Origin of the sequence: Bifidobacterium vansinderenii, assembly GCF_002234915.1 — a bacterium.
GTDB classification, from domain to species: domain Bacteria; phylum Actinomycetota; class Actinomycetes; order Actinomycetales; family Bifidobacteriaceae; genus Galliscardovia; species Galliscardovia vansinderenii.
Window position 1 is genome coordinate 115,252 of sequence record NZ_NEWD01000002.1, and the last position, 26,308, is coordinate 141,559.

General features: G+C 63.1%; 17 protein-coding genes. 7 read left to right on the top strand and 10 right to left on the bottom strand.

Annotated features, from left to right (window positions below; all coding sequences use genetic code 11):
* Nucleotides 1–53 precede the first annotated feature (53 nt).
* Together Tam10B_RS00695 and Tam10B_RS00700 are read right to left on the bottom strand one after the other, a co-directional pair.
* Entirely contained in the window at nt 54–2,720 is a 2,667-nt protein-coding gene (locus Tam10B_RS00695; RefSeq protein WP_093959393.1) for a UvrD-helicase domain-containing protein, read from the bottom strand.
* A gap of 155 nt (nt 2,721–2,875) precedes the next feature.
* Entirely contained in the window at nt 2,876–4,480 is a 1,605-nt protein-coding gene (locus tag Tam10B_RS00700; RefSeq protein WP_093959360.1) for a sodium/proline symporter, read from the bottom strand.
* A gap of 257 nt (nt 4,481–4,737) precedes the next feature.
* Here Tam10B_RS00700 and Tam10B_RS00705 point away from each other — a divergent pair, with 257 nt between their 5' ends.
* Together Tam10B_RS00705 and Tam10B_RS00710 are read left to right on the top strand one after the other, a co-directional pair.
* Nucleotides 4,738–5,316: a xanthine phosphoribosyltransferase gene (locus tag Tam10B_RS00705; RefSeq protein ID WP_093959361.1), complete on the top strand. Its 579-nt coding sequence runs from the start codon at nt 4,738–4,740 to the stop codon at nt 5,314–5,316.
* A gap of 147 nt (nt 5,317–5,463) precedes the next feature.
* Nucleotides 5,464–6,846: a nucleobase:cation symporter-2 family protein gene (locus Tam10B_RS00710; RefSeq protein ID WP_093959362.1), complete on the top strand. Its 1,383-nt coding sequence runs from the start codon at nt 5,464–5,466 to the stop codon at nt 6,844–6,846.
* Nucleotides 6,847–6,987: 141 nt separating this feature from the next.
* On the opposite strand, the gene uidA is transcribed toward Tam10B_RS00710, so the two are convergent.
* Nucleotides 6,988–8,841, bottom strand: a complete 1,854-nt coding sequence (uidA, locus tag Tam10B_RS00715; RefSeq protein WP_093959363.1) for a beta-glucuronidase — start codon at nt 8,839–8,841, stop codon at nt 6,988–6,990.
* 288 nt (nt 8,842–9,129) lie between these two features.
* The gene (gene nhaA / locus Tam10B_RS00720; protein WP_198947486.1) at nt 9,130–10,500 is read right to left on the bottom strand and encodes a Na+/H+ antiporter NhaA; all 1,371 of its coding nucleotides are present in this window, start codon (nt 10,498–10,500) and stop codon (nt 9,130–9,132) included.
* Nucleotides 10,501–10,739: 239 nt separating this feature from the next.
* Between nhaA and Tam10B_RS00725 the strand changes: the two genes are divergently transcribed.
* Both Tam10B_RS00725 and Tam10B_RS00730 read left to right on the top strand, forming a co-directional pair.
* Complete coding sequence (locus Tam10B_RS00725) at nt 10,740–11,012, top strand: helix-turn-helix domain-containing protein (RefSeq protein WP_093959365.1); 273 nt, start codon at nt 10,740–10,742, stop codon at nt 11,010–11,012.
* Nucleotides 11,013–11,159: 147 nt separating this feature from the next.
* Nucleotides 11,160–12,641 carry an ATP-binding protein gene (locus Tam10B_RS00730; RefSeq protein WP_093959366.1) on the top strand — a complete coding sequence of 494 codons (1,482 nt, stop codon included), beginning with the start codon at nt 11,160–11,162 and terminating at the stop codon, nt 12,639–12,641.
* 25 nt (nt 12,642–12,666) lie between these two features.
* Here the strand turns inward: Tam10B_RS00730 and Tam10B_RS00735 are convergent, their stop codons facing one another.
* The 3 genes from Tam10B_RS00735 to Tam10B_RS00745 are packed head-to-tail and all read right to left on the bottom strand — an operon-like array spanning nt 12,667 to nt 16,338.
* On the bottom strand, nt 12,667–14,106 hold the full coding sequence (locus Tam10B_RS00735; RefSeq protein WP_093959367.1) for an ABC transporter permease: 1,440 nt from the start codon (nt 14,104–14,106) through the stop codon (nt 12,667–12,669).
* On the bottom strand, nt 14,093–15,340 hold the full coding sequence (locus Tam10B_RS00740) for an ABC transporter permease (RefSeq protein WP_093959368.1): 1,248 nt from the start codon (nt 15,338–15,340) through the stop codon (nt 14,093–14,095). The genes Tam10B_RS00735 and Tam10B_RS00740 overlap by 14 nt, the downstream gene beginning before the upstream one ends.
* A 35-nt stretch (nt 15,341–15,375) precedes the next feature.
* The gene (locus Tam10B_RS00745) at nt 15,376–16,338 is read right to left on the bottom strand and encodes an ABC transporter ATP-binding protein (protein WP_093959369.1); all 963 of its coding nucleotides are present in this window, start codon (nt 16,336–16,338) and stop codon (nt 15,376–15,378) included.
* Nucleotides 16,339–16,546: 208 nt separating this feature from the next.
* Here Tam10B_RS00745 and Tam10B_RS00750 point away from each other — a divergent pair, with 208 nt between their 5' ends.
* The 3 genes from Tam10B_RS00750 (at nt 16,547) to Tam10B_RS00760 (ending at nt 19,641) form a co-directional block, all read left to right on the top strand.
* A complete protein-coding gene (locus tag Tam10B_RS00750) occupies nt 16,547–17,842 on the top strand; it encodes a sensor histidine kinase (RefSeq protein ID WP_093959394.1) in 1,296 nt (431 codons plus the stop codon).
* Nucleotides 17,842–18,507 (top strand): response regulator transcription factor, encoded by a 666-nt coding sequence (locus tag Tam10B_RS00755; RefSeq protein WP_198947490.1) that lies wholly within the window; start codon nt 17,842–17,844, stop codon nt 18,505–18,507. Before Tam10B_RS00750 ends, Tam10B_RS00755 begins: the two co-directional genes overlap by 1 nt.
* 192 nt (nt 18,508–18,699) lie before the next feature.
* Nucleotides 18,700–19,641, top strand: coding sequence for a 3-hydroxyacyl-CoA dehydrogenase (locus Tam10B_RS00760; protein WP_093959371.1), 942 nt, complete (start codon nt 18,700–18,702; stop codon nt 19,639–19,641).
* A 241-nt stretch (nt 19,642–19,882) separates the two neighbouring features.
* On the opposite strand, the gene Tam10B_RS00765 is transcribed toward Tam10B_RS00760, so the two are convergent.
* The 3 genes from Tam10B_RS00765 to Tam10B_RS00775 all read right to left on the bottom strand — a co-directional run bounded on the left by Tam10B_RS00765 (nt 19,883) and on the right by Tam10B_RS00775 (nt 25,949).
* Nucleotides 19,883–21,364 (bottom strand): DUF1846 domain-containing protein, encoded by a 1,482-nt coding sequence (locus Tam10B_RS00765; protein ID WP_093959372.1) that lies wholly within the window; start codon nt 21,362–21,364, stop codon nt 19,883–19,885.
* A 183-nt stretch (nt 21,365–21,547) separates the two neighbouring features.
* Complete coding sequence (gene pta, locus Tam10B_RS00770) at nt 21,548–23,224, bottom strand: phosphate acetyltransferase (protein WP_198947487.1); 1,677 nt, start codon at nt 23,222–23,224, stop codon at nt 21,548–21,550.
* A gap of 247 nt (nt 23,225–23,471) precedes the next feature.
* Nucleotides 23,472–25,949 (bottom strand): phosphoketolase, encoded by a 2,478-nt coding sequence (locus Tam10B_RS00775; RefSeq protein ID WP_093959373.1) that lies wholly within the window; start codon nt 25,947–25,949, stop codon nt 23,472–23,474.
* Nucleotides 25,950–26,308: the final 359 nt, after the last annotated feature.

Consider the following 26,308-nt stretch of genomic DNA (forward strand, 5'->3'; position numbering starts at 1 on the left):
ATTGTGAACGGCAATCGGGGGAAAATCAAGTCTTGACTTTCCCCCGATCCGTGCTAGAGCTTTTCGATCGGTGCCACGCGCAGCAGCAGACGCTTGGTGCCGTCGGAGCCGAAGTTCACGGTGATCACGGAGTTGCGGCCCTTGTCCTCCACCGCCACGACGGTGCCCAGACCATACTGGTCGTGCGTCACCTTGTCACCGGTGTGGAAGTCGGCGACGTTGGGCAGGGATTCCTGATCGTTCTGCGCGGTCCTGCGCGCGGCGGCGGCCTTGGCCTTCGACAGGGAGCCGAACAGATCCTGCTGCATGCGCTTCGTGGTCACCTTGCCGGAACGTGATGATCCCGAACCGGAGCGGGAGCCACGCGAGCCGTAGGAGGACGAACCGCCGTAGGAACGGGACGAACCGGAGCCATACCGTGAGCCGGAACCACGGGAACCCGAACGGGAACCGTAGGAGGAGCCCGAACCGTATCCGGAATCGTAGGATCCGGAACCATACGATCCACCGGTCGCACGCGCGGCGGCTGACCCCCAGCGGTGTGACGACCCGTATCCGGAATCGGACGCCGATTCGAAGCCGCCGAATTCGTCGTCGTCATCGAATCCGCCGCCCCAGCCGGTTCGCATGCGTTCGGCCGAGGTCTCCCGACGCTTCCATTCGATCAGGTTCTCGGGAATGTCGTCGAGGAACTGGCTGGGCATCATCTCCGCGGCCTGCCCCCACTGAGCACGCACCGCGGCGCGGGTGACATAGAGGATCTGACGGGCACGGGTGATGCCCACATAGGCGAGACGACGCTCCTCCTCCAGTTCGCTCTCGTCCTCCATGGCGCGCGAATGCGGGAACGTGCCCTGTTCCATGCCGGTGAGGAACACCACCGGGTATTCGAGGCCCTTGGCGGTGTGCAATGTCATGAGGGTGACGGTACCGGTGTCCTCGCCCTCGCCGGGCAGCTGGTCGCTGTCGGCCACGAGCGCGGTGGTCTCCAGGAATCCGTTGAGCGTGGCGTCGGGCGTGTTCTGCTCGTACTCCGCGGCGACGGACTGCAGCTGGGAGAGATTGTCCACGCGGGTCATGTCCTGCGGGTCGGTGGATTTGCGCAGTTCGGCGAGCAGACCGGACTTGTCGAGCACTTCGGCCACGATCTCGCTCGGCTTGGTGTCGTTGGCCGCGGCGAATTCCTGCAGCGAGCGCATGAGGTCGCGGAACTGTCCGAGCAGTGTGGCGGTGCGCGTGGGCACGCCTTCGATGGTGTCCAGAGCCTCGAGGGCTCCCCACGTGGTGGTCTGGTGGTCGGCCGCATACATGGTGATCACAGCTTCGGCACGAGCGCCGAGGCCTCGCTTGGGCACGTTGAGGATGCGTCGGAGGTTCACGTCGTCGGCCGGGTTGGCGATGGCCTGCAGGTAGGCCATCGCGTCCTTGACTTCCTTGCGCTCGTAGAACTTGGTGCCGCCGACGAGCTGGTAGGGGATGCCGGCGTTGATGAGCGCCTCCTCGAGGGAGCGCGACTGCGCGTTGGCTCGGTACATGATGGCGATGTCGGAGTAGCGGAAGCCCTCCTCCCCCGCGAGTCTGGCGATTTCGGTGGCGATCCAGGCGCCCTCCTGCTGGGCGTTGTCGGCTGCGTAGCCGATGATCTTGCTGCCTTCGCCGAGCGCGGTCCACAGCTTCTTGGGCTTGCGGCCCGGGTTGAGAGCGATCACCGCGTTGGCGGCGTTGAGGATGGTCTGCGTGGAACGGTAGTTCTGTTCCAGCATGATGGTCTTGGCGTTCGGGAAGTCCTTCTCGAATTCCTGGATGTTGCGGATGTCGGCGCCGCGGAACGCGTAGATGGACTGGTCGGAGTCGCCCACCACGGTGATCCATGCCGGTCCCGTCTTGCCGGCGCCACGAGCGTTGGGGTCGCGCGGCTGACCGGAGTCCACGCCACCGAGCTCGCGCACGAGTACGTACTGGGCGTGGTTGGTGTCTTGGTACTCGTCGACCAGGATGTAGCGGAACTTGCGACGATAGTAGTCGGCGACCATCGGGTCGGTGCGCAGCAGTTCCACGGTGCGCATGATCAGGTCGTCGAAGTCCACGGCGTTGGCCGCGGCGAGACGGTACTGGTATTCGGCGTACACGCAGGCGTAGAGCACTTCGACGTCGCCGAAGTTGCCGATCTGGGAGCCGCGGATGCCGGGCTTGAACTGCGGGGCGTACTCCTTGAGTCGTTCCTGCCATCCGATGAGGCTGTTCTTGTAGTCGGAGATGTGGGCGAGGATGGACCGGGGCGTGTACCGCTTGACGTCGATGTTGAGTTCGTTGCAGATGATCTTGATCAGACGCTGCGAATCGGCGGTGTCGTAGATGGAGAATCCGGATTTGAGTCCGATTTTCTCGCCGTCGCGGCGCAGGATGCGCACGCAGGCGGAGTGGAAGGTCGACACCCACATGCGCTGGGCCACGGGTCCGATCAGTGTGGTGAGTCGCTCCTTCATTTCGGCTGCGGCCTTGTTGGTGAAGGTGATGGCCAGGATCTGGCTGGGCCATGCGCCCACCTGACTGAGCAGCCATGCGATGCGTCGGGTGAGCACCCTGGTCTTGCCGGAGCCTGCGCCGGCGGCGATCAGCAGCGCCGGACCGTGATACTGCACGGCTTCGGCCTGCTGATCGTTGAGGCCGCCCAGCAGCTCCTCCGCACTGCGGGCGATTACCTCGGGTTCGTCATACATCATCATTCGCGCTCCCCTGTCCCGTTGTCGATTCATGTGGTTGTGCGTTCCTCGCGGTAAAACCGAGTACATGAATCTACCATCGGGCGCGGTCAAGCGCGACTGACGGGCAGCGTGCGGACGCATGCGTGACGGGCATCCGCACCGGTCGGGGGTCAGGCCTTGACGGCGTGCTCCTCGAGAAGCTCTCCCACGTTGGTGTCGTCGTCCATGTAGTGGTCGAACACGTCGGTGATCTCCTTGCCGGGCTCCTTGGTGGCGAGCGAGACCACGACGATGGCGATGGCGGAGACGATGAACGCGGGCAGCAGCTCGTAGATGCCGAAGATGCCGCCGAGGGGCTTGAGGGCGAGGTTCCAGACGAACACCGTGACGGCACCGACGAGCATGCCGGCGATGGCGCCGTACTTGTTGGTGCGCCTCCAGTAGAGGCTGAACAGCATGAGCGGTCCGAATGAGGCGCCAAGGCCGGCCCACGCGTAGGAGACGACCTGGAAGATGGAGGAGTTCTGGTCGGCGGCGATCACGCAGCCGAACACGAACACGACGAAGATGGTGATGCGGGCCACCCACATGACCTGACGGTCGCTGGCGTTGCGCTTGAGGATGCCGCGGAAGATGTTCTCCGCCACGGCGGATCCCGCGATGATCATGTAGCTTGACGAGGAGCTCATGGATGCGGCAAAGATGCCGGAGACCACCACGCCGCAGATGAAGCTGGGCAGCAGCATCTGGCTGAGCACGATGAACACGCTCTCGGCGGCCGCCTGAGTGCCGAACTGGACGGGCAGCATGGCACGGCCGAACAGGCCGATGGCGATGGCGCAGCCGAGCGAGATGACGACCCACACGGTGGCGATGATCCTCGACTGCTTGATCTCCTCGGCGTCGCGCACCGACAGGAAGCGCACGAGCACCTGCGGCATGCCGAAGTATCCCAGGCCCCATGCCATCAGGGAGACGATGGTGATCAGATCGAAGTCGGTGGGTGCGCCGAACAGTGGCTGGCCGCCCTGTGCGAGCTGGGCTCCGGTGGCCGGGTCGAGCGTCGGGGTGGCGGTGTGGTTGGCGCTGATGTAGCCGGGGATGTCGGAGAGGAAGGCGGCGACATGGTCGATGCCGCCCGCGCTGATCACGGTGCCGCTGCACACCACGGCGAGCGCGAAGAACATGAGCATGCCCTGGATGAAGTCGGTGACGACGACGGACAGGTAGCCGCCGATCACGGTGTAGAGGAACACGACGATGGCGCCGAGCACCATCATGAGGTGGTAGTCGAAGCCGAAGAGGGTGTCGAACAGTTTGCCGACGGTGACGAAGCAGCTGCCCACGTAGACGGCGAAGAACACGATGATGATTACGGCCGCGATGGTGGATAGGATGTTCTTCGTGTCGCCGAACCGCTTGGAGAAGTAGTCGGGAATGGTGATGGCGTTGCCGGCGGCCACGGAGTAGCGGCGCAGGCGCTTGGCCACGATCTTCCAGTTGAGGTAGGTGCCGATGGCCAGGCCCGCGGCGGTCCATCCGGCGTCGGCGACGCCGGTGAAGTAGGCGAGGCCGGGCAGGCCCATGAGTAGCCAGCCGGACATGTCGGAGGCTTCGGCGGACAGTGCGGTGAGCCATGGGCCGACTCCTCGGCCACCGGCGAAGTACTGGGATGCGGATGAGTTGGATCGCCTCGAATAGAAGAATCCCACCGACAGCATGGCCACGAAATACAGGACCATCGCCAAGAACACCCAGATATCGCTGGTTTGCATGAACAGCTCCTCCGCTTCCCTTTGTTGACGCCACCGGCGCATACCGGCACGGAGACCTTACTATAGCCATCATGTCGGCATCGCCCTAATGCGTCTCACATGGTAAAGTCCAAACCCTGGTTTGTACCACGGTACAGTCGTCATCCCACGCCCAGAGTAGTCTGCTAGACATACGTGGACGAGCACTGTCCGCGGAGTGAACAGACCGTAAACGGCGTCGGGGCGACGAACCGGAGCCGATGATCAAAGGGGTGTGCATGAAGGAACTCGAGGAGCGAATCCGCAAGGAGGGCACCGTCAAGCCCGGCAACGTGCTCAAGGTAGACGCTTTCCTCAACCATCAGTGCGATGTGGAGCTGTTCGACCACATGGGCGCGGCGTGGGCCGAGCACTTCAAGGGCAAGACCATCACCAAGATCCTCACCATCGAGGCGTCCGGCATTGGCATCGCCTGTTGCGCCGCCCGCCATTTCGGCAATGTGCCGGTGGTGTTCGCCAAGAAGGCGCAGTCCATCAATCTGGACGGCGACCAGTACGTGACCACGATCTACTCGTACACCAAGCAGCGTGAATTCCCGGTGATCGTGGCCAAGAAGTTCCTCTCCCCCGGCGATCACGTGCTGCTGATCGACGACTTCCTCGCCAACGGCAAGGCGCTGCAGGGCCTGATCGAAATCTGCGATCATGCGGGCGCCACGGTGGAGGGCATCGGCATCGCCGTGGAGAAGGGCTTCCAGGATGGCGGCGAGCAGCTGCGCAAGGCCGGCTATGATCTGGATTCGCTGGCGATCGTCAAGTCCATGGATGCCGAGACCGGCGACATCGAATTCGCCTGATCGGTTTCGGGCGGCCCCACCGCCCGTTTCATGATCGTTCCCGAGGGAGGGTCGACATTCTCACCCTCCCTTTTTCATGCCGTCCGGCACATGGGTTCGGGAGTCCGTCGGGACGGCGGTCCATCAAGGAATCAAGAGAGGAAACAGATGAGTGACAAAGTCACCGAGAACGGTGGAGAGAAGCACCGTTCCGGTATCTCGTTCGAGGCGCTGAGCAGTCTTGACGCCCCGGTTTCGTTCTGGAAGGGCATTCCCTTCGGCCTGCAGCATGTGATGGCCATGTTCGTGGCGAATCTGGCGCCGATCTTCATCGTGGCCTCCGCCGCGAAGATGAGTCCGGAGCAGTCGGCCACGGTCATTCAGGCCGGTCTGCTGGTGGCGGGTCTGGGCACCTGCCTGCAGCTGTACGGCGCCTGGCGCATCGGTTCGAAGCTGCCGATGGTCACGGGTATCTCGTTCACGTATGTGGCGGCGGCCGTGGCGATCTGCGCCGACAAGGGTTACGGCGCCGTGGTGGGCGCGGTGATGGTCGGCGGCCTGCTCGAGCTCGTGCTCGGCCTGACCGCGAAGTACTGGCGTCGGTTCGTGCCGCCGATCGTCTCCGCGATCGTGGTCACCTCGATCGGCTTCTCGCTGCTGACCGTGGGCGCCACGAGCTTCGGCGGCGGTTCCGGGGCGAAGGACTTCGGCAGCTGGCAGAATCTGACGCTCGGCCTGATCTCGCTGGTTGCCTGCCTGGCGTTCCAGCTGCTGATGAAGGGCACCGCCAAGCAGCTGTCCGTGCTGTTCGGCCTGGTGGTCGGTTATGTGGTGGCCATCTGCATGGGCAAGGTCGATTTCTCTGGCTTCCAGCATCTGGCGATCGTGTCCGTACCGCAGTTCATGCCGTTCCGCCCCGAGTTCGACTGGGGTGCGATCATCTCGCTGGGTCTGCTGTACGTCGTGTCTTCGGTCGAGGTGCTTGGCGACACCGCCGCCCTGACGAAGGTGGGTCTCAACAGGCTCCCCACCGAGCGTGAGACCGCCGGCGCAATCGCCGGCGACGGTCTGATCTCCTCGGTCTCCGGCCTGTTCGGCTGCCTGCCGCTGACCTCGTTCGCGCAGAACATCGGACTGGTGGCCATGACCAAGGTCGTCAACCGCAAGGTAATTCTCTCCGGCGGCGTGATCCTGATTCTCGCGAGCTTCGTTCCGGCCATCGCCGAGGTGTTCAACTCGCTGCCGCAGGCCGTGCTCGGCGGTTGCACGATCATGATGTTCGGCAACATCATCCTCTCCGGCTTCCAGATGATCTCCGAGGCCGGCTATACGCAGCGCAACATCACCATCGCGGCGCTTTCGCTGACCATCGGCATCGGCTTCACCCAGGTGAGCGACATCTTCGTGCACTTCCCGGCCCTGTTCCAGCAGATCTTCGCCTCGAACTGCATCGCCGTGGCGTTCGTCGTGGCCGTAATCCTCAACCTCGTGCTGCCAAGCGAGGACCACTTCCTCTCGGCGCCGAAGGAGCAGCCGGCCGACGCCGAATGATCATTCATCCGTGACCGTTCGAACGACGGCACGGCCACGGAACGCATAGTCAAACATAGTCAAAGGTGCTTCTGACACGGACCATACCGTGTCGGAAGCACCTTTTTTTCATGCCGCCAGACCCGTGGATAGGCCTGCGGATCAGCCCTTGTATCCGAAGTCCGGAATGGCGGCCCAGCGGTCGCGCAGGAAGTGGGCGGCCATCTTGGGCTGGCGGTCGCGAGTGAGGATGCCCTTGCGGTTGCCCTCCACGCGCATGGTGCCCTGGATGGTCACGAAGTCGGCGAAGTTCCACAGCTGTTCGCCGATGAACCACGGACGCTTGTCGATCTCCGCGTCGATGCGGGCGAAGTAGTCGCGCTGGTATTCCTCGCTCCACATCTTGCCGTGGGTGCCGTGCACGCCCTCCATGGTGTCCGCGCCGTACTCGGTGAACATGACCGGCTTGCCGATCTTCTCCCACCAGTCGAGCTCGTAGTTCAGGGCGTAGCAGGCCGCGTCGAGATCGCCGGACAGGTTGTACCAGCCGTAGTAGCGGTTGAGGCACACCACGTCCATGGTGCGGGTGACGAGATCCTTGGTGTAGTCGTTCTGGCAGCACACGATCGTGACCGGGCGGTTCTGCGGGTCCTCCGCGTGCGCGAGCTCGTACAGCGGAGTGAAGTACCTGAGCGCGTTCTCGGACTTCTCGCCGCCCTGGTCGTACCACGGCTCGTTGGCGAGCGACCACATGACCACGCTCGGATGGTTCTTGTCTCGGGCGATCATGTCGCGGATCACCTGCTGGTGGTGTTCGAACAGCGGCTTGTTCGTGTACTGGGGCCAGCTCATACCCACCGCCGGGGTCTCGTCGATGATCACGATGCCCTCGCGGTCGCACAGGTCGTACATGTTCTCCGCGTACGGGTAGTGCGAGGTGCGGAACGAGTTGGCGTTGAGCCAGTGGATGAGCGAGACGTCCTTGACGTTGAGCAGCTGGTCGGTGCCGCGGCCGTGGAAGTAGCTGTCCTCGTGCTTGCCGAAGCCCTTGAAGTAGAACGGTCTGCCGTTGATAAGGAACTTCTGATCCTTCACCTCAACGGTGCGGACGCCGAAGGTCTGATCGTATTCGTCGTCCGAGCCCTTCGCCTGGCCGGCGAGCGCGACGTGCGCGGTGTACAGGTATGCGGCGCCCGGATTCCACAGGTGTGCGGCCGGCAGGTCGATCTCGCCCTTGGTTCCGGTCGCCGTGGCGACGGTGGCGCCCTGTTCGTCTCGGATCGTCACGCTCACGCGGTCGCCGCTTTCGTCTGCGGATGCTCCGCCGAGCGTCACCTCGTAGCCGATGACCGCCGGTCCGGTCTCACCGTCGTGTAGTCCTTCGGTAACGGCCTTGGTGGTCACGGCCACGTCGGCGATGTATGTGCGCGGCGTGGTGTAGATCTCCACGTGTCGGTTGAGGCCGGCGAAGTTGAAGAAGTCGAAGTTCGGACGGTTCTGCGGCTTGGCCCAGCGCTTGCCCGCCTCCACGGAGGGGATGCCGGCGTTGTCGGAGCCGAAGAACGCCACGTTGCCTTCGTTGCCGATCGGCAGGGTGGACTGGTTGATGCGGTTGTCGATGGCGACGGCGAGCAGGTTGTCGCCGGGCTTGATCCTGTCGGTCACGTCGAACTCGAACGGCAGGAATCCGCCCTTGTGACTGCCGATGCACTCGCCGTTCAGGTATACGTCCGCGGCATGGGTGGCGGCGTCGAATCGCAGTACCACGCGCTGGCCGTCGATCACGCGTTCGGGCAGACTGAACGTGCGCTGGTAGACGACCCATCCGTATACATCGTACAGATCGGTCATGTCGTTCTGATCGTTGTAGGAGCCGGGGACTGCCATGGGGATGGGTTCGGGCAGGGCCTCGGCGGTCCATTCGGCTGGATAGTCGTTCTCGCCGGCGGTTCTGAAGTTCCATACGCCGTCAAGGCTGAACACCATGCGTGCGTCATTGGTCTGTGGGTAGAGCATTCCGCTTCCTCCCTGTATTGTCGACAGCTTTGTCTCTTACTGTTCATAATACACGAGATTCACGCAGTTTTGATCAGTTTTGCACATTTTCTATCAGAAGATGTCAGAGCGTCGGCAAGACGACGTTCCACCCGTCCGCCGAAAAAGCCAGAGGGCCCGCCCCGGTGGAATTTCCGGGGCGGGCCCTCTGCGCAGAAGGAATCGAGGCGATCGATCACGGCACGCGAACTGGACCGCGGTTCACAACGATCCGTTGTCGCCGCCACGACGTCATCCGTATCCGCATCGTCAGGATTCGCCTTCCGCGTTCAGCGCCTCGTGACGCAGGATCAGGAATCCGATCGCGCCGGCCACGATGGACGCGGCGAGGATGGCGGTCTTCGAGATCGCAGCGATCTGCGGGTCGGAGAACGAGAGGTTCGTCACGAAGATCGCCATGGTGAAGCCCACACCGCCCAGCGCCGAGACGCCGGCGATATGTCCCCACTTGACGCCCTTGGGCAGCTGCGAGATGCCCAGCTTCACCGTGATCCACGTGGAGATGAAGATGCCGAACGGCTTGCCCACCAGCAGGCCGAGGAACACGCCGATCGCCACAGGACTGGTCACGATCTGCGAGAACGACATGCCGCCGAGCACCACGCCGGCGTTCGAGAACGCGAACAACGGCAGGACGAAGAAGTACACGAACGTGTGCAGGCTCTTCTCCAAGCGGATCGTCGGAGGGATCGTGGCGTGCGACACGCGACGGATCGAGTACACCTCGCGCAGGTATTCGCGCTGCGCCACGTCCGGCTCTCCCGGATCATACCGGTCCTCGGCCGTGCGCGCGCGATGGGCGAACCAGCCGCCCACGCGGTCGAGCTTGATCTCGGACCGTGCGGGGATGGCGAGCGCGAGCATCACGCCGGCGAGCGTGGCGTGCACGCCGGAGAACAGCACGCAGATCCACAGCACGAATCCGACCACCAGATACGGGGGCAGATCGTAGATGTGGCAGCGGTTGAACACGATCAGCAGCGCGAACGCGGCGAACGCGGCGATCAGCCACGGCAGACTGAGATCGGACGTGTAGAACAACGCGATCACGCCGATGGCGATCATGTCGTCGGCGATGGTGAGCGTGGACAGGTAGGCGCGCAGCCCCGACGGCACGCGCCGGCCGAGCAGGGCGAGCAGACCCAGGCAGAAGGCGATGTCGTTGGCCATGGGCACGCCCCAGCCTCCGATGTACTGTCCGCCGGCGTTCACGATCAGGTAGATGATGGCCGGCAGCAGGGCGCCGCCTGCGGCCGCGACGATGGGCAGCACGGCCTTGCGCGGCTCGGTGAGTTCGCCGGCGCGCATCTCGTGCTTGATCTCAAGGCCGACCATGAGGAAGAACAGTGCCATGAGGAAGTCGTTGATGAAGTGCTCCAGGCTGATGTTCGCGTGGAACGACCCCAGTGAGAACGACAGGTGCACGGATTGCCAGAACTCGTTGAAGTATGGCAGCGCCGGAGTGTTCTCGATGGCGAATGCGGCCAGGGCCGCGAACACCATGAGCATGGTCGCCTTGGTGGATGAGTGTGTGAATTCGACGAGGCGCCGTTTCCCCCTGTGGACCTTGACGACGCCGGGTTCGAGAATGCCCTCGTGAATCTGGGGGCTTTGTGTCATGCGAGTGCTCCTAACAACTGCTTTCGTGAATGGAGTCGGCCGCCGCATGCGGCCGCGAGGATTCAACCTTTCCAGTGTACAGGATGCGCATACGGCGGCATCGCCGAGCGCGAAACGGCCGTCGCGCCCGGTGGAACGCACGGAATGTATAGTGGCGGGTGAACGACGGGAACGCTCCGTCCGCGATTCCCGTCGCGACGACGATGTCAATGACATGACGATGACGACGGGAGGAATTCATGGCCGAGACGACCACGCCCAGCACACCCCAATCCGATGCCGGATCCGAAACGAAGGGACGCAAGGAGCGCATCTACCCGCAGGTGGGCGAGGCGCTGGTGAAGGCCCGGCGGGAGGCCGGCATGACGCAGGATCAGCTGGCCGCCAGCTCCGGGGTCTCGCGCATCACCATCGCCCGCATCGAACAGGCGCACATCAATCCATCGTTCCGCACACTGGAGGCGCTGGCCCACGGCATGGACCGGCGGCTCACCATCAGCTTCGACGAGTAGCCGACGGACGGGGATGATCCCGCACACCGTACGACTTCCCCGTCTCGCACATCTCCCGTGAATTCTTGATGAACTGCCGGCCAACGACGTAGCGTCACCGGCATATGGCGGACTTGTGGGGGACAATGGTATCCAAGGAGGTCCGCCATGGTTGACGACTACACCGCGAAGATGACCGAGCTGATCGAGCTGATGCGTCTGATCGGCAACGATACGCAGCAGTGCGAGGTCAAGGAGTGCAAGCGCAAGATCTCGTCGACCATCACCGACACGCTGTCGGCGTTTTCGAACGGGTCGGGCGGCTGGATCATTCTGGGGCTTTCGGAGAAGAACGGGTTCACGCCGGTACCGGACTTCAACGCCCGTTCCATGCAGGAGTCGCTCAGCCAAGCGTGCGAGAAGATGACGCCCGTGGTCCGTCCGGTGATCGTGACATGCCCGTTCGAGGGCTCGAATCTGGTGTTCGCCCGCGTGGACGAAATGCTGCCGCGCGACAAGCCGTGCTTCATCTCGGCGATCGGCGCACACGGCGGCTCCTACATTCGCACCGGCGACGGCGACCGACGCATGACATCGTATGAGGTGGACCGTCTTATCGAGGAGCACCTGCAGCCCACGTACGATCTTGACATCGTGCCGGACGCGACGATGGCCGATCTGGACCCCACACTGACCGCCGGACTACTGGACCGGGTTCGCGAACAGCATCCGCATGTGTTCGCCGACCGCAACGACACGGACACGCTGCTGGATCTGCAGGTGCTGCGCCACGACGACTCCGACTACGGGCGTGCCGGCAGCATGCTGCGGCCCACACTCGCCGGACTGCTCGCGCTCGGACGGTACCCGCAGAAGTTCTTTCCCCGGCTCAACGTGTCCATCGCCGTGTTCCCCGGCACGAATCGCAACGACGTGTTCCGGGGTGACGAACGACTCGTCGCCTCGCAGACCGTGGTCGGTTCGATCCCGGTGATGATCGACGACACGGTGACCTCGCTGATGCGTTGGATCGGCGCACGCAAACCCGACTATCCCCCGGACGCGCTGCGCGAGGCGATCGCCAACGCGCTGACCCACCGCGACTACTCCCCCGACGCGCGAGGCACACAGGTGCATGTGAGCGTGTTCACCGACCGCATCGAGATCAGCAATCCCGGCGGCCTGTACGGCACGGTGACGCATGACGTGCTCGCCGGTTCGAATCCCGTAGCGGGCACGACGTTCTCGTCCACACGCAATCAGTTCCTGTTCACGCTGCTGGAATCCACCCCCTATCCGGACGGCGGGTTCGTGAACCCGGAAGGCGGCGACGGCTACCAGCGCATCGCCGCCGCACTGAGGGAAAACGGCATCGAACCGGCCACCACGCGCAACGACATCAACACGTTCACCATGACGATCACCAAGCACCGCACACTCAAACGCAGCTCCCCCAGCGAAGTGTCGAAGGAGATCATGACGCTGCTCGAACGGCATTCGGCAATGAGCGTCAAGGAGATCATCCGGGAGCTGAGCCTCACCCCGCTCGCCGCCACGTCGGGACTGCGCGAGCTGGTGAAGGAGGGCCGGGTCGCCAAGGTGCGCTTCCAGGACGACCCGACCCAACGCTATCGGCTGAAGACCAGCTGAGTCTTCGGCCCGCACGAGCGCACCATCATGCCTCGGCCAGTACGGTGGCGGCCTGGGAAACGGCTCCCCGCCTTGCACGGCGGATGCGGCCGGCCGCAAGTCCGAGACACATGAACGTCACGGCGAACAGGAGCACCAGTCCGAGCGATTCCGCCCATCCCGGCACATTCACCCCGCCGACCGTACCGAAGCCGAGCGCGTTGTCTATGGACACGCAATACCACCAGCCGGGCAGGAACCGTGCGATCACCCGCATCACGTCGGGCATCATGTCCGGAGGAAAGCTGACGCCCGACGTGAACAGGATGAGCAGACCGAACAGATTGGCGAACCCGTTGGCCATCGTGTCCGTAAATCCCAGCTCGCCGAGCATGAAACCGCAGGCCACGGTCATCAGCGCGTACACGCAGGTCGACGCGAACGTCATCGCCACGCCGGCGGCGGGCAACGTCAGAGGACTAAGCCCCGCGGCCAGCATCATCGCGAATGTGACGATCAGATATATCAGGGACACCGCAAGAGCGAACCCACACATCGTGGCCATCCGTTCAAGACTCGTTATCGATGCTCGCCGGGGCGCAGCGGACAGCCGACGGCTGGTCTCCCCCGCATTGAACACGCCGCACACCAGCGCCGTGCATACGGTCATGGCCAGGAACAGCGGATACAGCACGGTCTTCATGATGCCGCCGAACCCCGAAACCGTCGCATCGGTCACGGCGGTGTCCCCGGCAGCGACGTCAGAGCCGACGGTGTGGTTCACCGCGATGGCATGATTCACCGTCCCGTCCTTGGCGACGGCCACCGCCGACCGTGCGGCACGGGCCAGATCGTTGCGGGTCAGACGCCCGACCGTCCCCTCGGGCAGCTGGTCGAGGTCACTCGCGTCCCGCGAATCATACGTCTGCGGGGATGATGCCATACCCGCTTCCGACGACCCCGCGCCGTCACCGTACATTTCGGCGAAATCGGCGGCGCCGACCTGCACGCCGTCACCGATCAGCGCGGTGCGGGTCAGCGCAAGGAACCCGCTGACCTCCATGGACGCCATGGTGCCATCGCCCGACGTGTAGCTGGTGACCGTCTCGATCTGCGGCGCGTCCGTGCCGGAGATCACGGAATCAAGCAAAGCATCCGCGTAGCCGTCCGGAATGATGACGATGAGGTCCGTATAGTTCGATGCGACCGCCTGCTGCAGTGCCTCGGAGTCGTCCTGCAGCGAGACCAGTTCGCCGTCGGCCTTCATGTAGTCGCGCATCGCGTCGGCGATGCCACCACGTCCGTCGTCCCGATCGATCACCGCCACCGTGGGACGGCTGGGGGCATACGTATCGCCCGCTCCCGTCCCGGAGGTCAATAGCGACCATCCGATGCCGAACATCAGCACGCCGATCATCACCAGATAGATGATGACATACAGTCGATGCGCGATGAGTATGCGCAAGGTGACCTTACAGGTGTTCATAGCGTTGCCTCCTGAGAAGAATGGCGCCAACCGCGAGGAACACCGCGCTCATGACAAGCAGGTTGACGCAGGTGGCGGCGAATGGTCGATAACCGTCGTAGTAGAGGATGTCGTAGAACAGGTTCGTCACCTGCTGCGCGGGATTGACAAGAGCCAGCACCGGCGCGTGTCGGGTGATCCAGTCGCTCAGCTCCATGGCGAACGAACCGTACAGGCCGGAGAACAGGGACAGCACACAGGAGATGGCACTGGTCAGCCCGATCTTCACGCCGTGCGGCAGTCTGGGAATCGCGCCGATCATCGTGCCGAGCGCGCATGACATGAACGATGCGACGCCCACCGCCAGAACCGCGGCCGGCTCCCGCCCGCCCAGGAGCACGCCGCACCCGTATCGGATGTATGCCAATGCGATGAGCAGGCTCGTTCCGGCACAGAGCCAACTGGCCAGGAACCCGGCGAGCAGTTGCCTGACGCGCCCCAATGGCGCCACCGTGCGGCGAATGCCGAGCGCCGAAAGGTTCGCCTGGGCGAAGGTGACCGCCGCCACCGCGTAGGACATGGCCATCAGGCACGACATGCCCAGCAGCGCGTAATAGTATCTGGCGATGGGATCGGGCTTGACGTTGGTCAGCGTCACCTCCCTCGTCAGGCCCGCGGCGTCTCCCACGGATCGCCAGAACCGTGCGGACGCGGCGGCGGTCGGATGATCCTCGAGGGTCTCTCGGGTGATGGCGTCGGTCCGGTTGTACAGTTCGATGGCCCCGTGAAGCGCCGCGATGGTGACGGTGACATTGCCGTCGGACGACGTGGCGGTCCCCGCGGTGTCGGATGAAAGCGTCATGCGCAGTCGTCCGCTCCCGTCCGCGTTCAGATACCCCTGCACGGCATCGTCCGCGATCCTGCGCCGTGCTTCGGCCGTCGACGTGACCGTCGTGATGTCGATCAGCTGCTGGTCGAGACCGGTCGCGGTTCCTTCGTGGGCGCCGGTCGTCGCGTCAGATGACGGTTCCTTCCCCGCGAGCGCATCGACGAAGGCGCCCGCGCCCGCCGTACGCTTCCAGTTCGCGTCCTTCACGACCGCCATCGACATCGGCTTGATGTCATAGCCTTCGGTGATCTGGCCGAACACGCCGTTGAACATGGTCGCCAGCACGATGGGAAACACGATCAGCCAGAATAGCGCCGATCGGCTGCGCAGATTCATTTTCAATACGACGAGGAATGTGGTCCACATGATGCTCTCCTTATCCGCTCCGACCGGCGCGGCGATCAGTCCCTGAGTGCCTTGCCGGTGAGTTCCAGGAACACGTCGTTGAGTGTCGGCGGACGGCTGGTCAGATGACCGATGTTCACGCCGAAGCGTCTGGCCGTGTCCAGCACGTCGGTGAGATTGCGGTCGCCGCGCCTGCAGCGCACATCAAGTTCACGGCCGTCGTACGTGGCGTCGATCACGCGCGGCAGGGCCCGTATGGCGGCGAGCGCATCGTCAGTCAGGTCGAGCGTGGCGATGGTGATGCGCTCGCCGGTGTCGATCATGGCCTTCAGCTCGTCGGCCGTGCCGAGCGCGAGATGCCGTCCGTGGTCCATGATGAGGATGCGGTCGCAGATCTGTTCGACCTCCTCCATGTAATGGCTGGTGTAGATTACGGTCGCGCCGTTTCGGTTGAGTCGTCGGATGCCTTCGAGGATGGCGTTGCGGCTTTGCGGATCAACGGCGACGGTCGGCTCGTCGAAGAAGATCAGGTCGGGTTTGTGCGCAACGCCGCAGGCGATGTTGAGGCGTCGGAGCAGTCCGCCGGAGAGTTTGCCCGGCCGGAATTTGCGGAAGTCCTGCAGTCCGGCGAATTCGATCGCCTCCTCGACCAGTGGCACACGGTCGGCCTTGTTCGGCACGTACAGCGAGCAGAAGTAGTCGATGTTCTCCGTCACGGTGAGTTCGTTGAACACGGCCACGTTCTGCGGCACGATGCCGATGCGGCGTTTCAGCGCATATGAGGTGGGCGTCATCGGTTCTCCGAATACGCGGATCGTGCCCGAATCGTAGGCGAGCAGCGCGAGGATGCAGTTGATCGCCGTGGTCTTGCCCGATCCGTTGGGGCCGAGCAGGCCGAAGATCTCCCCCGTCTTCACGTCAAGGTCGAAATAGTCGAGTGCCACCATGTCGCCGTAGTGCTTGACCAGACGGCTGACCTTCACCGCCGACGTGGCTTGCGTGGATTGCACCGTCATCATGCCCTCCGATCATGTTCCTGAATATCATCGTGATTCCATGCTCCTCCATTCGGTGCGACGAATCCACCGACGAAGATCATGTCGGGGCCCGGGGGACATGACATTTGTCACTGATTCGTCCCCCGTCATGGGGACGCGTCATATCCATGGGTCATGTTCGGTGCCTGCGGCGCGCTAAGCTCGTACTGGTATATGGGGAGGGATCATGATGCGCGTGACGATGGAGAAGATTCTGCTCATGATCATGTCCCTGACGCTCATGTCGACGTTGCCCATCGGCATGATCGACGGCGGGACCATGACCGCAGGCCTTCTTCTGTCCCTGATCTGCTCGGGTCTGATCGAATGGCGGCGAGGCGTCTCCTCCGGCACCTGGGTGATCTGTGCGGCGTACGTGCTCGGAGCGCTGGCGTTCCCGCAATGGTGCGTGTTTCTTCCGATGATCGCCTACGATTCCGCCCGTCTCGCTCGGATCCCGTATCGGGGTTCCACCGGCGACTGGAATGCTCGCATGGGTATGATCAGCGGATTGCCGTGTCTGACGCCCGTTCTCGCGTGGTCAGTGCGACACCGCTATGGATGGTATGACGCCATGGGGATCACCGCCCCCGGGGCATTCGTCGCAACGATGTCGTTGCTGGCGACGAGCGTGCTGCTTGGGGCTGCACTGGGATCGGCTCGGGCCGAATCCTCGGCATCTCGCCGAGCACTCCGTCGCGCACGTGATCAGGCTCGAGAACGTCTCCGCCATATTCGTCTTCGCCTGTCCGACATCGAGGAGGAACGGGCGCGGGCGGTGCGTATGGCCACGCTCGGCGAGCGTACCCGCATCGCCCGTGAGATCCATGACAACGTCGGCCACGCGCTGACGCGTGCGATCATGCAGTCCCAGGCGGGCAAGGCCGTCGCCGACGCCACGGGAGACGTCGTGGCGTCGCAGGGATTCGACGCGCTGAACGCCACGCTGAACGACGCCATGACGATGATCAGGCGCTCCGTGCATGATCTTGAGGACGACGGCACCGATTTCGCCGCCCAGATCGCCGACGCCGCGGGATCGTTCGATGGCGTGTCCCCCGATTTCTCGGTGACGTTGACCAACGACATCGTCTCCGCACCCGCGCCGGTGTCCCGCTGTCTTGCCACGACGATCCGTGAGGCGCTGTCCAATGTGGTACGGCACAGCCATGCCCGTACCGCGACGGTCACATTGCGCGATTTTCCCGCCATATGGCAGCTGGTGGTGCTGGATCCCGGACCGGCACGGCATGATGCTCCCTTGCCCCAGTCCGAAGCCGCCGTATCAGGTGCCGATGAGAGGCTTCGTGGAATGGGACTGTCGGATATCGAGGCACGGGTACGCGCCTTGAACGGCATGTCGTCATGCGGACCGTATCGTGAGGGGTGGAGGGTATTCGTTTCCATTCCCAAGGCGCCATGGTCTCAAAGCTCCGTGGGGTACGAATCCGATCACGGAAAGACACCGAGTCCAAAGGAGGCATGATGAGGACGGCAATCGTGGACGATGATCCGATCGTCTGCCAATCATTGACGACCATATTGACGGCCACGCGGACGGCGCAGGTCCTGTGGACGGCGTGCAACGGCGACGACGCGATTCTCCAGTACTTCGCAACGCCGGCCAGTCATCCCGATGTGTTGCTGATCGACATACAGATGCCGGGAAAGGACGGGATCACGACGGCGCAGGAGATTCTGCGGCGGGATCCGGCGGCGCGTATCCTGTTCCTCACCACGTTTTCCGATCAGGCATATATCACACAAGCCATGGCCCTGGGAGCCAAGGGATATCTCATCAAGCAGGACGTGGCGGCCGTGGGGCCCGCTCTGCAGGCGGTGATGGCGGGACAGATCGTGTTGGGTGCCGAAGTGCTCGGTAAACTGTCGGGAATGGCGCCAGCTCACGATTCCGCCGCTACTCCTGTTTCCAACGATGACGCCGTTGACGCGGCCGCGTTGAACACCCTCACCGACAGGGAACGGGAGGTGGCCCGACTCGTCGCCAAAGGGCTCGACAATCGGGACATCGCTGCACGACTGTTCCTCAGCGAGGGCACGGTACGTAACCGCATCAGCTCCATGCTTGACAAACTCGGACTGACCAACCGCACCCAGCTGGCGATCCTGTGGATCAACACGCATCGATGATCGCATTCTCTCTTCCTCCTCGTTTGCCATGTATGGAATCATCTGGCAACAATCACCCTTTCATGACCGCGAGCCGATAAGATCGCCAGTACAGGCCGAAGGCGGCCTGCCGTGGCTCATCCGTTTGCAGGCTTGCACGGCGCTCGATGCAGAGCGGGGCCCGATCCGTATCAACGACGAAAGGATCAATCGATGGATATCAGGAACGTAGTCGTGGCCGGTGGTGGCGTGCTCGGCAGCCAGATCGCCTTCCAGATCGCGTATAAGGGATTCCACGTGACCGTGTGGCTGCGCAGCGAGGGGTCGATCGGCCGCGCGAAGCCGAAGTTCGAACGGCTCAAGGGCATCTATCTGAACACGCTCGAGGCAATGAAGACGAACCCGGCGGCCTACTGCCGCGGACTTGCCCCCTCCCCCGATCTATCCGCAGAACAGATCGACGAGCTCAAGGCAAACGTTGGACGGGCATTCGACGGCATCGTGTACACCACGTCCTATGAGGAGGCGGCCAAGGACGCCGATCTGGTGATCGAGTCGATCGCCGAGAACCCGCAGGACAAGATCGCCTTCTACACGGAGCTCGCCAAGCATCTGCCGGAACATACGATCGTCGCGACGAACTCCTCCACCATGCTGCCCAGCGCGTTCGCCGAATACACGGGACGTCCGGAGAAGTATCTCGCACTGCACTTCGCCAATGAGATCTGGCGCAACAATACGGCCGAGATCATGGGACACCCCGGCACCGGCGCGGAGGCGTACGACGAGACGGTCGCATTCGCCGAGGCGATCGGCATGATCCCGCTCAAGCTCAGGAAGGAGCAGCCCGGCTACATTCTCAACAGCATGCTGGTGCCGTTCCTCAGCGCGGCCGAGGCACTGCTCGCCACCGACGTGGCCGATGTGGAGACGATCGACAAGACATGGATGCTCGCCACCGGAGCCCCGCTCGGCCCGTTCCGGATCCTCGACATCGTGGGCCTGACCACGGCGTACAACATCGGCTCCATGGATCCTCGTTCCAAGGATCCGAACACGCCGCAGGGCAAGATCGCCGCCATGCTCAAGCAGTACATCGACGAGGGCAAGACCGGCATCAACGCCGGCGAGGGCTTCTATAAGTACGGCAAGTGACGATGTCGTATAGAGAAAGGGCCTGACCCCTCCCTCAGACCGCCTACGGCGGCCAGCTCCCTCCCCAGGAGGGAGCACGCTGAGGTTCAGGCCTAATCCGTTCTCCCTCCATGGGAGGGAGATGTCATGATGCACATCATGACAGAGGGAGGGATCAGACACCTTATCGTCTCGCAATCCCTCCCCCAGTCACGCTTCGTATGCCATCCCCCTCCCTAGGAGGGAGCATTTTGGTATTGGCCTACTTGTGGTAGAGGCTCACGCGTTCGTACTTCGGCTCGCAGCACACATTGATGCCGAGCTTACGGTACAGCGCCTCATCAGTCGAGGAAATGATGACCGAGAAGAACGCGTCACAGCCGCGCAGCAGTTCAAGACCGTCAATCACGCGGGCCGCGACCGGGCTGTCCGCACTGGTGAGCGACAGCGCGATCAGGGTCTCGTCGGAATGCAGACGACGGTTCACGCTGTGCAGGTGCTCGGTCTTGAGCCTGCAGATCGGCTCGATGGCGGACTCATCGATCACACGGGCCGCATCGTCCACACCGGTCACGGCCTTCAACGCGTTCATCAGCAGGGCGCTGGCCGCACCCAGCAGGTCGCCGGTCCGTCCGGTGACCACACGACCGTCGGGCAGCACCATGGCGCCGGCCGGAGCGCCCGTCTCCTGCTCACGGGTCAGGGCGGCCCGGCGCGCGGGAGACAGGTTTTCGTCCACGCCCGCCTTCTTCATGATGGAACGCAGACGCTCCACCTGCTCCTCGCCCGTGCCGGTGCGCTTGACATTGACGACCGCGGTGAAGTATCGACGCACGATCTCCATGTTGGCGGCCTCATGGCATGCCTCGTCGTCCGAGATCGCGCATCCGGCCATGTTGACACCCATATCCGTGGGACTCTGATACGGGCTCTCGCCCAGAATGCGTTCCATCATGGCCTTGAGCACGGGGAACGCCTCGACGTCGCGGTTGTAGTTGACCGTGGTCTTGCCGTACGCCTCCAGATGGAAAGGATCGATGATGTTGGCGTCGTCCAGGTCTACGGTCGCGGCCTCGTAGGCGATGTTCACCGGATGGTTGAGCGGCAGGTTCCAGATGGGGAACGTCTCGTATTTGGCGTATCCGGCGGAGATGCCGCGCTGGTGCTCGTGATACAGCTGCGACAGGCAGGTGGCGAGCTTGCCGGAACCAGGACCGGGCGCGGTGACCACGACGAGCGGCCGGCTGGTGACGATGTAGTCGTTACGGCCATAGCCCTGGTCGGATACGATGTGCTCGATGTCGTGCGGGTATCCGGCGATCGGATAGTGCAGATAGCAGGTGATGCCCAGCTGCTCCAGACGATGACGGTAGGCGTCCGCGGCCGGCTGGCCGGCGTACTGGGTGAGCACGACCGATCCGACGAGGAAGCCGTGATCGCGGAACACGTCGATCAGTCGCAGCACGTCCTCGTCATAGGTGATGCCGAGATCGCCGCGCACCTTGGCCTTTTCGATATGGTTGGCATTGACGGCGATGACGATCTCCACGTCATCGGACAGACTCTGCAGCATGCGGAACTTGGTATCGGGCTCGAAGCCCGGCAGCACACGCGACGCATGGTAGTCGTCGAACAGCTTGCCACCGAATTCCAGATACAGCTTGCCGCCGAACTGCGCGATGCGCTTGCGAATGTTGGCGGCCTGCAGCTCGATGTACTTGTCGTTGTCAAATCCCTGTCGCATGTGGCGGGAATCCCTTCTCGAACGGCGGTGCAAATGAAAGCATTATAGGGACAGCCCGGAACCACGGACAGCCATACGACACGCCCAAGGCCGACAGGACGACAGAGACGACCGCAAAGACGACAAAGGGGCCGCGGCATTACGCCGTGACCCCTTGGAGTGTCAGTCAGCCTTGAATTGGCATCACTGGGCGGTGACCGCGGTCAGCGCCACGGTGTTGATGATGTCCTCGACGTTGGCGCCGCGGGACAGATCGTTCACCGGCTTGTTCAGGCCCTGCAGCACCGGGCCGATGGCCAGGGCGCCGGAGGAGCGCTGCACGGCCTTGTAGCCGATGTTGCCGGCGCACAGGTCCGGGAACACGAACACGTTGACGTGGCCGGCCACATCGTTGCCCTTGGCCTTGGTGGAGGCCACGACCGGGGACCAGGCGGCATCGAACTGGATGGATCCGACGACAGCCAGATCCGGATCCTTCTGCTTGACGATGGAGGTGGCCTCCTCGACCAGATCCACATCCGGGCCCTTGCCAGAGCCGAGGGTGGAGTAGGACAGCATGCCGACCTTCGGGTCGATGCCGAAGGCCTTGGCGGTCTCGGCGGACTGCAGGGCGATCTCGGCGAGCTGCTCGGCGTTCGGGTTGAGGTTGATGGCGCAGTCGGCGAACACGGCCACGTGATCCTTGAAGCACATCAGGAAGGCACCGGAGACGAGCTTCTGACCGGGCTTGGTCTTGATGACCTGCAGGGCCGGACGCACGGTGTTGGCGGTGGAGTTGATGGAGCCGGAGACCAGACCGTCGGCCTTGCCGAGCACCACGAGCATGGTGCCGAAGTAGCTGGCGTCGGTCAGCTGCTTGCGGGCCTGCTCCGGGGTCATGCCCTTCTTGGCGCGAAGCTCGCACAGCTTCTCGACCATCGGGGCCAGCACCTCTTCGTCGTTCATGGACTGGAAGGAGGCCTTCTCGAGGGAGTTGAGGCCGAGCTCCTTGCCACGGGCCAGGATCTGATCCTTCTCGCCAACGATGATCAGGTTGACGATGTCGCGCTCGAGCAGGTAGTCGGCGGCCTTGATGATACGGTCCTCTTCGCCTTCCGGCAGAACGATCGTCTTCTTGGCGGCCTTGGCCTTGTTCAGCAGGTCGGACTGGAAGGCGTACGGCGTGGTGGGCTGAGCGAAGTCCTGGTTCAGGGCGGCGAGGATCTGGGCGGCCGGGACATGGGCTTCGAAGTCGGCGAGGGCGGCCTTGGCCTCCTCCTCGGTGCCGCAGTCGTGAGCCGGAACGGTCCACACCGGAGCTGCGAAGTCGGCGAGGGCCTCCTTAACGGCCGGGGCCTTCTCGTCGTCGCAACCGGTCAGGAACACGCCAGCGACGGTCTGGCCGGCATCCTTGACGCTCTTGGCGCAGGCTTCGACGGTGGCCTTGGCCTGCTTGGCGTCACGCTGCAGAGCGCACACGGCGAGGAACACGGGAGCCTTGAGATCGGCGGCCACGGCGGCGTTGAAGTCAAAGGCGGCGGGATCGAAGACACCGCTCTTGTCGGTGCCAACCACCACGACGGCCTCCGGATCCACGGCGGCCACGGCGGCGGAGTACGCGCGCACGATATCGCCACGGGCGCCTTCCTTATCCTCGCGGGCGGCACAGGGGCACACGCCAACGGCCTGCTCGCGGGACTGGCCGGCATTGGCGGCTCCCAGAAGCACGTCGGTGAAGGTTTCCTTCTTGCAGGCGGCCGGACGGAACACACCGGTCTTGTACTGTCCTGCGAGAGCGGAAACGACACCGTAGGCGACGACATTGCGGCCATTGGCGGCTTCGGGGCTGGCGATATACACACTGGTAAGACTCACGGTCATACACTCCTTCGCGAATGGTCAGTCCATTGCTGGGCTGAGGTGCGGCAACACTGCATTGCAACCTTGTCCATTGTAAGTGTGTGAGCGCCTCTCACTGACGGATGTTGTCGATTGTTGTCGTGATTTGCATCGACATACCAATAGTTGGGATTCGCCGGATATACGAAAACCCCTACAACCATCTAGGCTGTAGGGGTTTTCTACGATTCGCTAGCGAATCAGACCGTTACCGGTAATGTGACGAATCTCACTCGTTGTCGCCAGCGGTGGCGGCGGTGGCGGAGACGGCACCCGGCAGCTCGGTCTTGACGCCCGGCCACACCCAGTCGGTGTAGTCCGGGTGATCGTAGCCGTTGTCGACGGCGAACTGGAAGGCCTCGAGGCGGAAGTCCTCGAGCTTCTTGATCTCGTCGGCGTACTTGTCGGCGTCGACCATGCGCAGAGCCTCAGCGGTCAGCTCGTAGCGGTCGATGTTGTTCACGCGCACCATGTCGAACGGCGTGGTGGTGGAACCCTGCTCCTCGTAGCCGTGGACGTTGAAGTTGTCGTGGTTCGGGCGATCGTAGATCAGGCCACGCACGTCGTGGGCGTAGGAGTGGTAGGCGAACAGGACCGGCTTGTCGGCGGTGAAGAGGTCAGCGAACTCCTCATCGGTCAGGGCCTCGTCGTTGTCCTTGGCGGACTGGAGCTTGACCAGATCCACCACGTTGACGACCTTGAACTTCACGCCAAGCTTGTTCAGCTTGTCGGCAGCGGCCATGAGCTCCTGGGTCGGAACGTCACCGGCGGAAGCCAGCACGACCTCGACCTCGTCGTTGGAGTGAACGTTGGAAGCCCACTCCCACTCGGCGGCACCCTTCTCGAGCTCGGCACGAGCCTCGTCCAGGGTCTGCCAGGTGGCGGCCGGCTGCTTACCGGCGATGATCGCGTTGATCATGTTGGTGGACTTGTAGACCTTCTCGCCAACGGCCAGCAGCATGTTGGCATCGGCAGCGAAGTAGATGCCGATCACGTGGTCGTTGTTGTAGCACTTGTTCAGCAGCACGGAGGTCACACCCGGATCCTGGTGCGAGAAGCCGTTGTGATCCTGACGCCACACGTGAGAGGTGACGAGCAGGTTCATGGAGGAGATCGGCTTGCGCCACGGGATCTCACGCACGGTGGCCTCGAGCCACTTGGCGTGCTGGTTCAGCATGGAGTCGATCACGTGCACGAAGGACTCGTAGGAGCTCCAGATGCCGTGACGGCCGGTGAGCAGGTAGGCCTCGAGGAAGCCTTCCATCTGGTGCTCGGACAGCTGCTCCACAACCTGACCGGTGACGTTCATGTGCTCGTCGACCAGGTCGGACAGGTAGCCGGCATCCCACTGCTTGTTGGTGACCTCGTAGGAGGCCTGCAGACGGTTGGAGGCGGTCTCATCCGGTCCGAAGATGCGGAAGGAATCCGGGTTCAGCTTGATGACGTCGCGGGTGTAGACGCCGAGACGACGGGTGGCCTCGAGCTGGCCCCAGCCGTGGCCGAACTCCTTGACTTCCTTGACCTCGTAGTCGTCGAGGTTCGGGAGCTTCAGGTCCTCGCGGATGCGACCACCGTTGGCGTTCGGGTTCTGGCCGATGCGCAGCTCGCCCTGCGGCATGAACTTGGTGACCTCGGGACGGATGGCGCCGTTCTCGTCGAACAGCTCCTCCGGCTTGTAGGACTCCAGCCACTTCTTGAGGACGTTGAAGTGCTCCTCGGTATCGCGGGCGGAAGCCAGCGGCACCTGGTGGGAACGCCAGGAACCCTCGGTCTTCTTGCCGTCGATGAACTTCGGGCAGGTCCAGCCCTTCGGGGTGCGGAAGATGATCATCGGGTAGAACGGACGGTGCTTGTCGTCGGTCTGAGCGGCGGCCTTGATGTCGCAGATCTCGTCGAAGACGGTCTCGAACAGCTCGGCGAAGCGACGGTGGATCGACAGGTGATCCTCATCGTCGAAGCCAGCGACGAACTCGTAGGGCTCGTAACCCATGCCGTGGAAGAACTCGTGGAGCTCTTCGTCGGAGATGCGGGACAGGATGGTCGGGTTGGCGATCTTGTAGCCGTTGAGGTGCAGGATCGGCAGCACGATACCGTCGGTGCGCGGGTTCACGAGCTTGTTGGACTGCCAACCGGTGGCCAGCGGGCCGGTCTCGGCCTCACCGTCGCCGACGATGGCCGGCACGAACAGGCTCGGGTTGTTCATCACAGCGCCGTAGGCGTGGGACAGGGCGTAACCCAGCTCGCCACCCTCGTGGATGGAGCCCGGGGTCTCCGGAGCGTAGTGGGAGGGGATACCACCCGGGTAGGAGAACTGGCGGAAGAACTTCTGCAGGCCAGCCTCGTCCTTGGTGATGTTCGGGAAGTACTCGGTGTAGGTACCGTCAACGTAGGACTGGGAGGTACCAGCGGGGCCGCCGTGGCCCGGTCCCATGATGATCACGGTGTTCTGCTGGTGGTCAGCGATAAGACGGTTGATGTGGCCGATGAGGAAGTTCAGGCCAGGGGTGGTGCCCCAGTGTCCGACCAGGCGGTGCTTCACATCCTCACGGGTGAAGGGCTCCTTCATCAGCGGGTTGCTGCGGAGGTAGATCTGACCGATGGAGAGGTAGTTGGTGACGCGCCAGTACTTGTCGACGGCCTCGAGGGTTTCGTCGGAGATCGGAGCGTTCAGCTTCTTCCAAGGGGTGCCAATAACAGGACTCGTCATGTGTACTCCTGTACTTCTGCACTTGATGTGCGATCGGTTATTTCCTCAGGATTGCAATCCCTTGTGTTCCTTGGATTGGAACGTGCAATGAACTGCATTTCCTAATCGCCCTTAATGGTAAAGGAACGAGCGGACTTTTGCATAATCGGCCGTCGGACTTTTGTTAAGAAATGTTCGCAAAGTTGTCAAAGGGGATCGAAACTTGTGCGTTTTCGGGAATAGGTGAAAACGCCCCGCCGGGCCGATAACTCTTGGGTTTTCGGTTGCCGTGGTTTGCCACGGCGTGTGAAAACCTATCATGTGAAAATGCGCAAGCGCTGTTGCATCCCAAGGGCGTGTCGCCGCCGATCAAACGAACG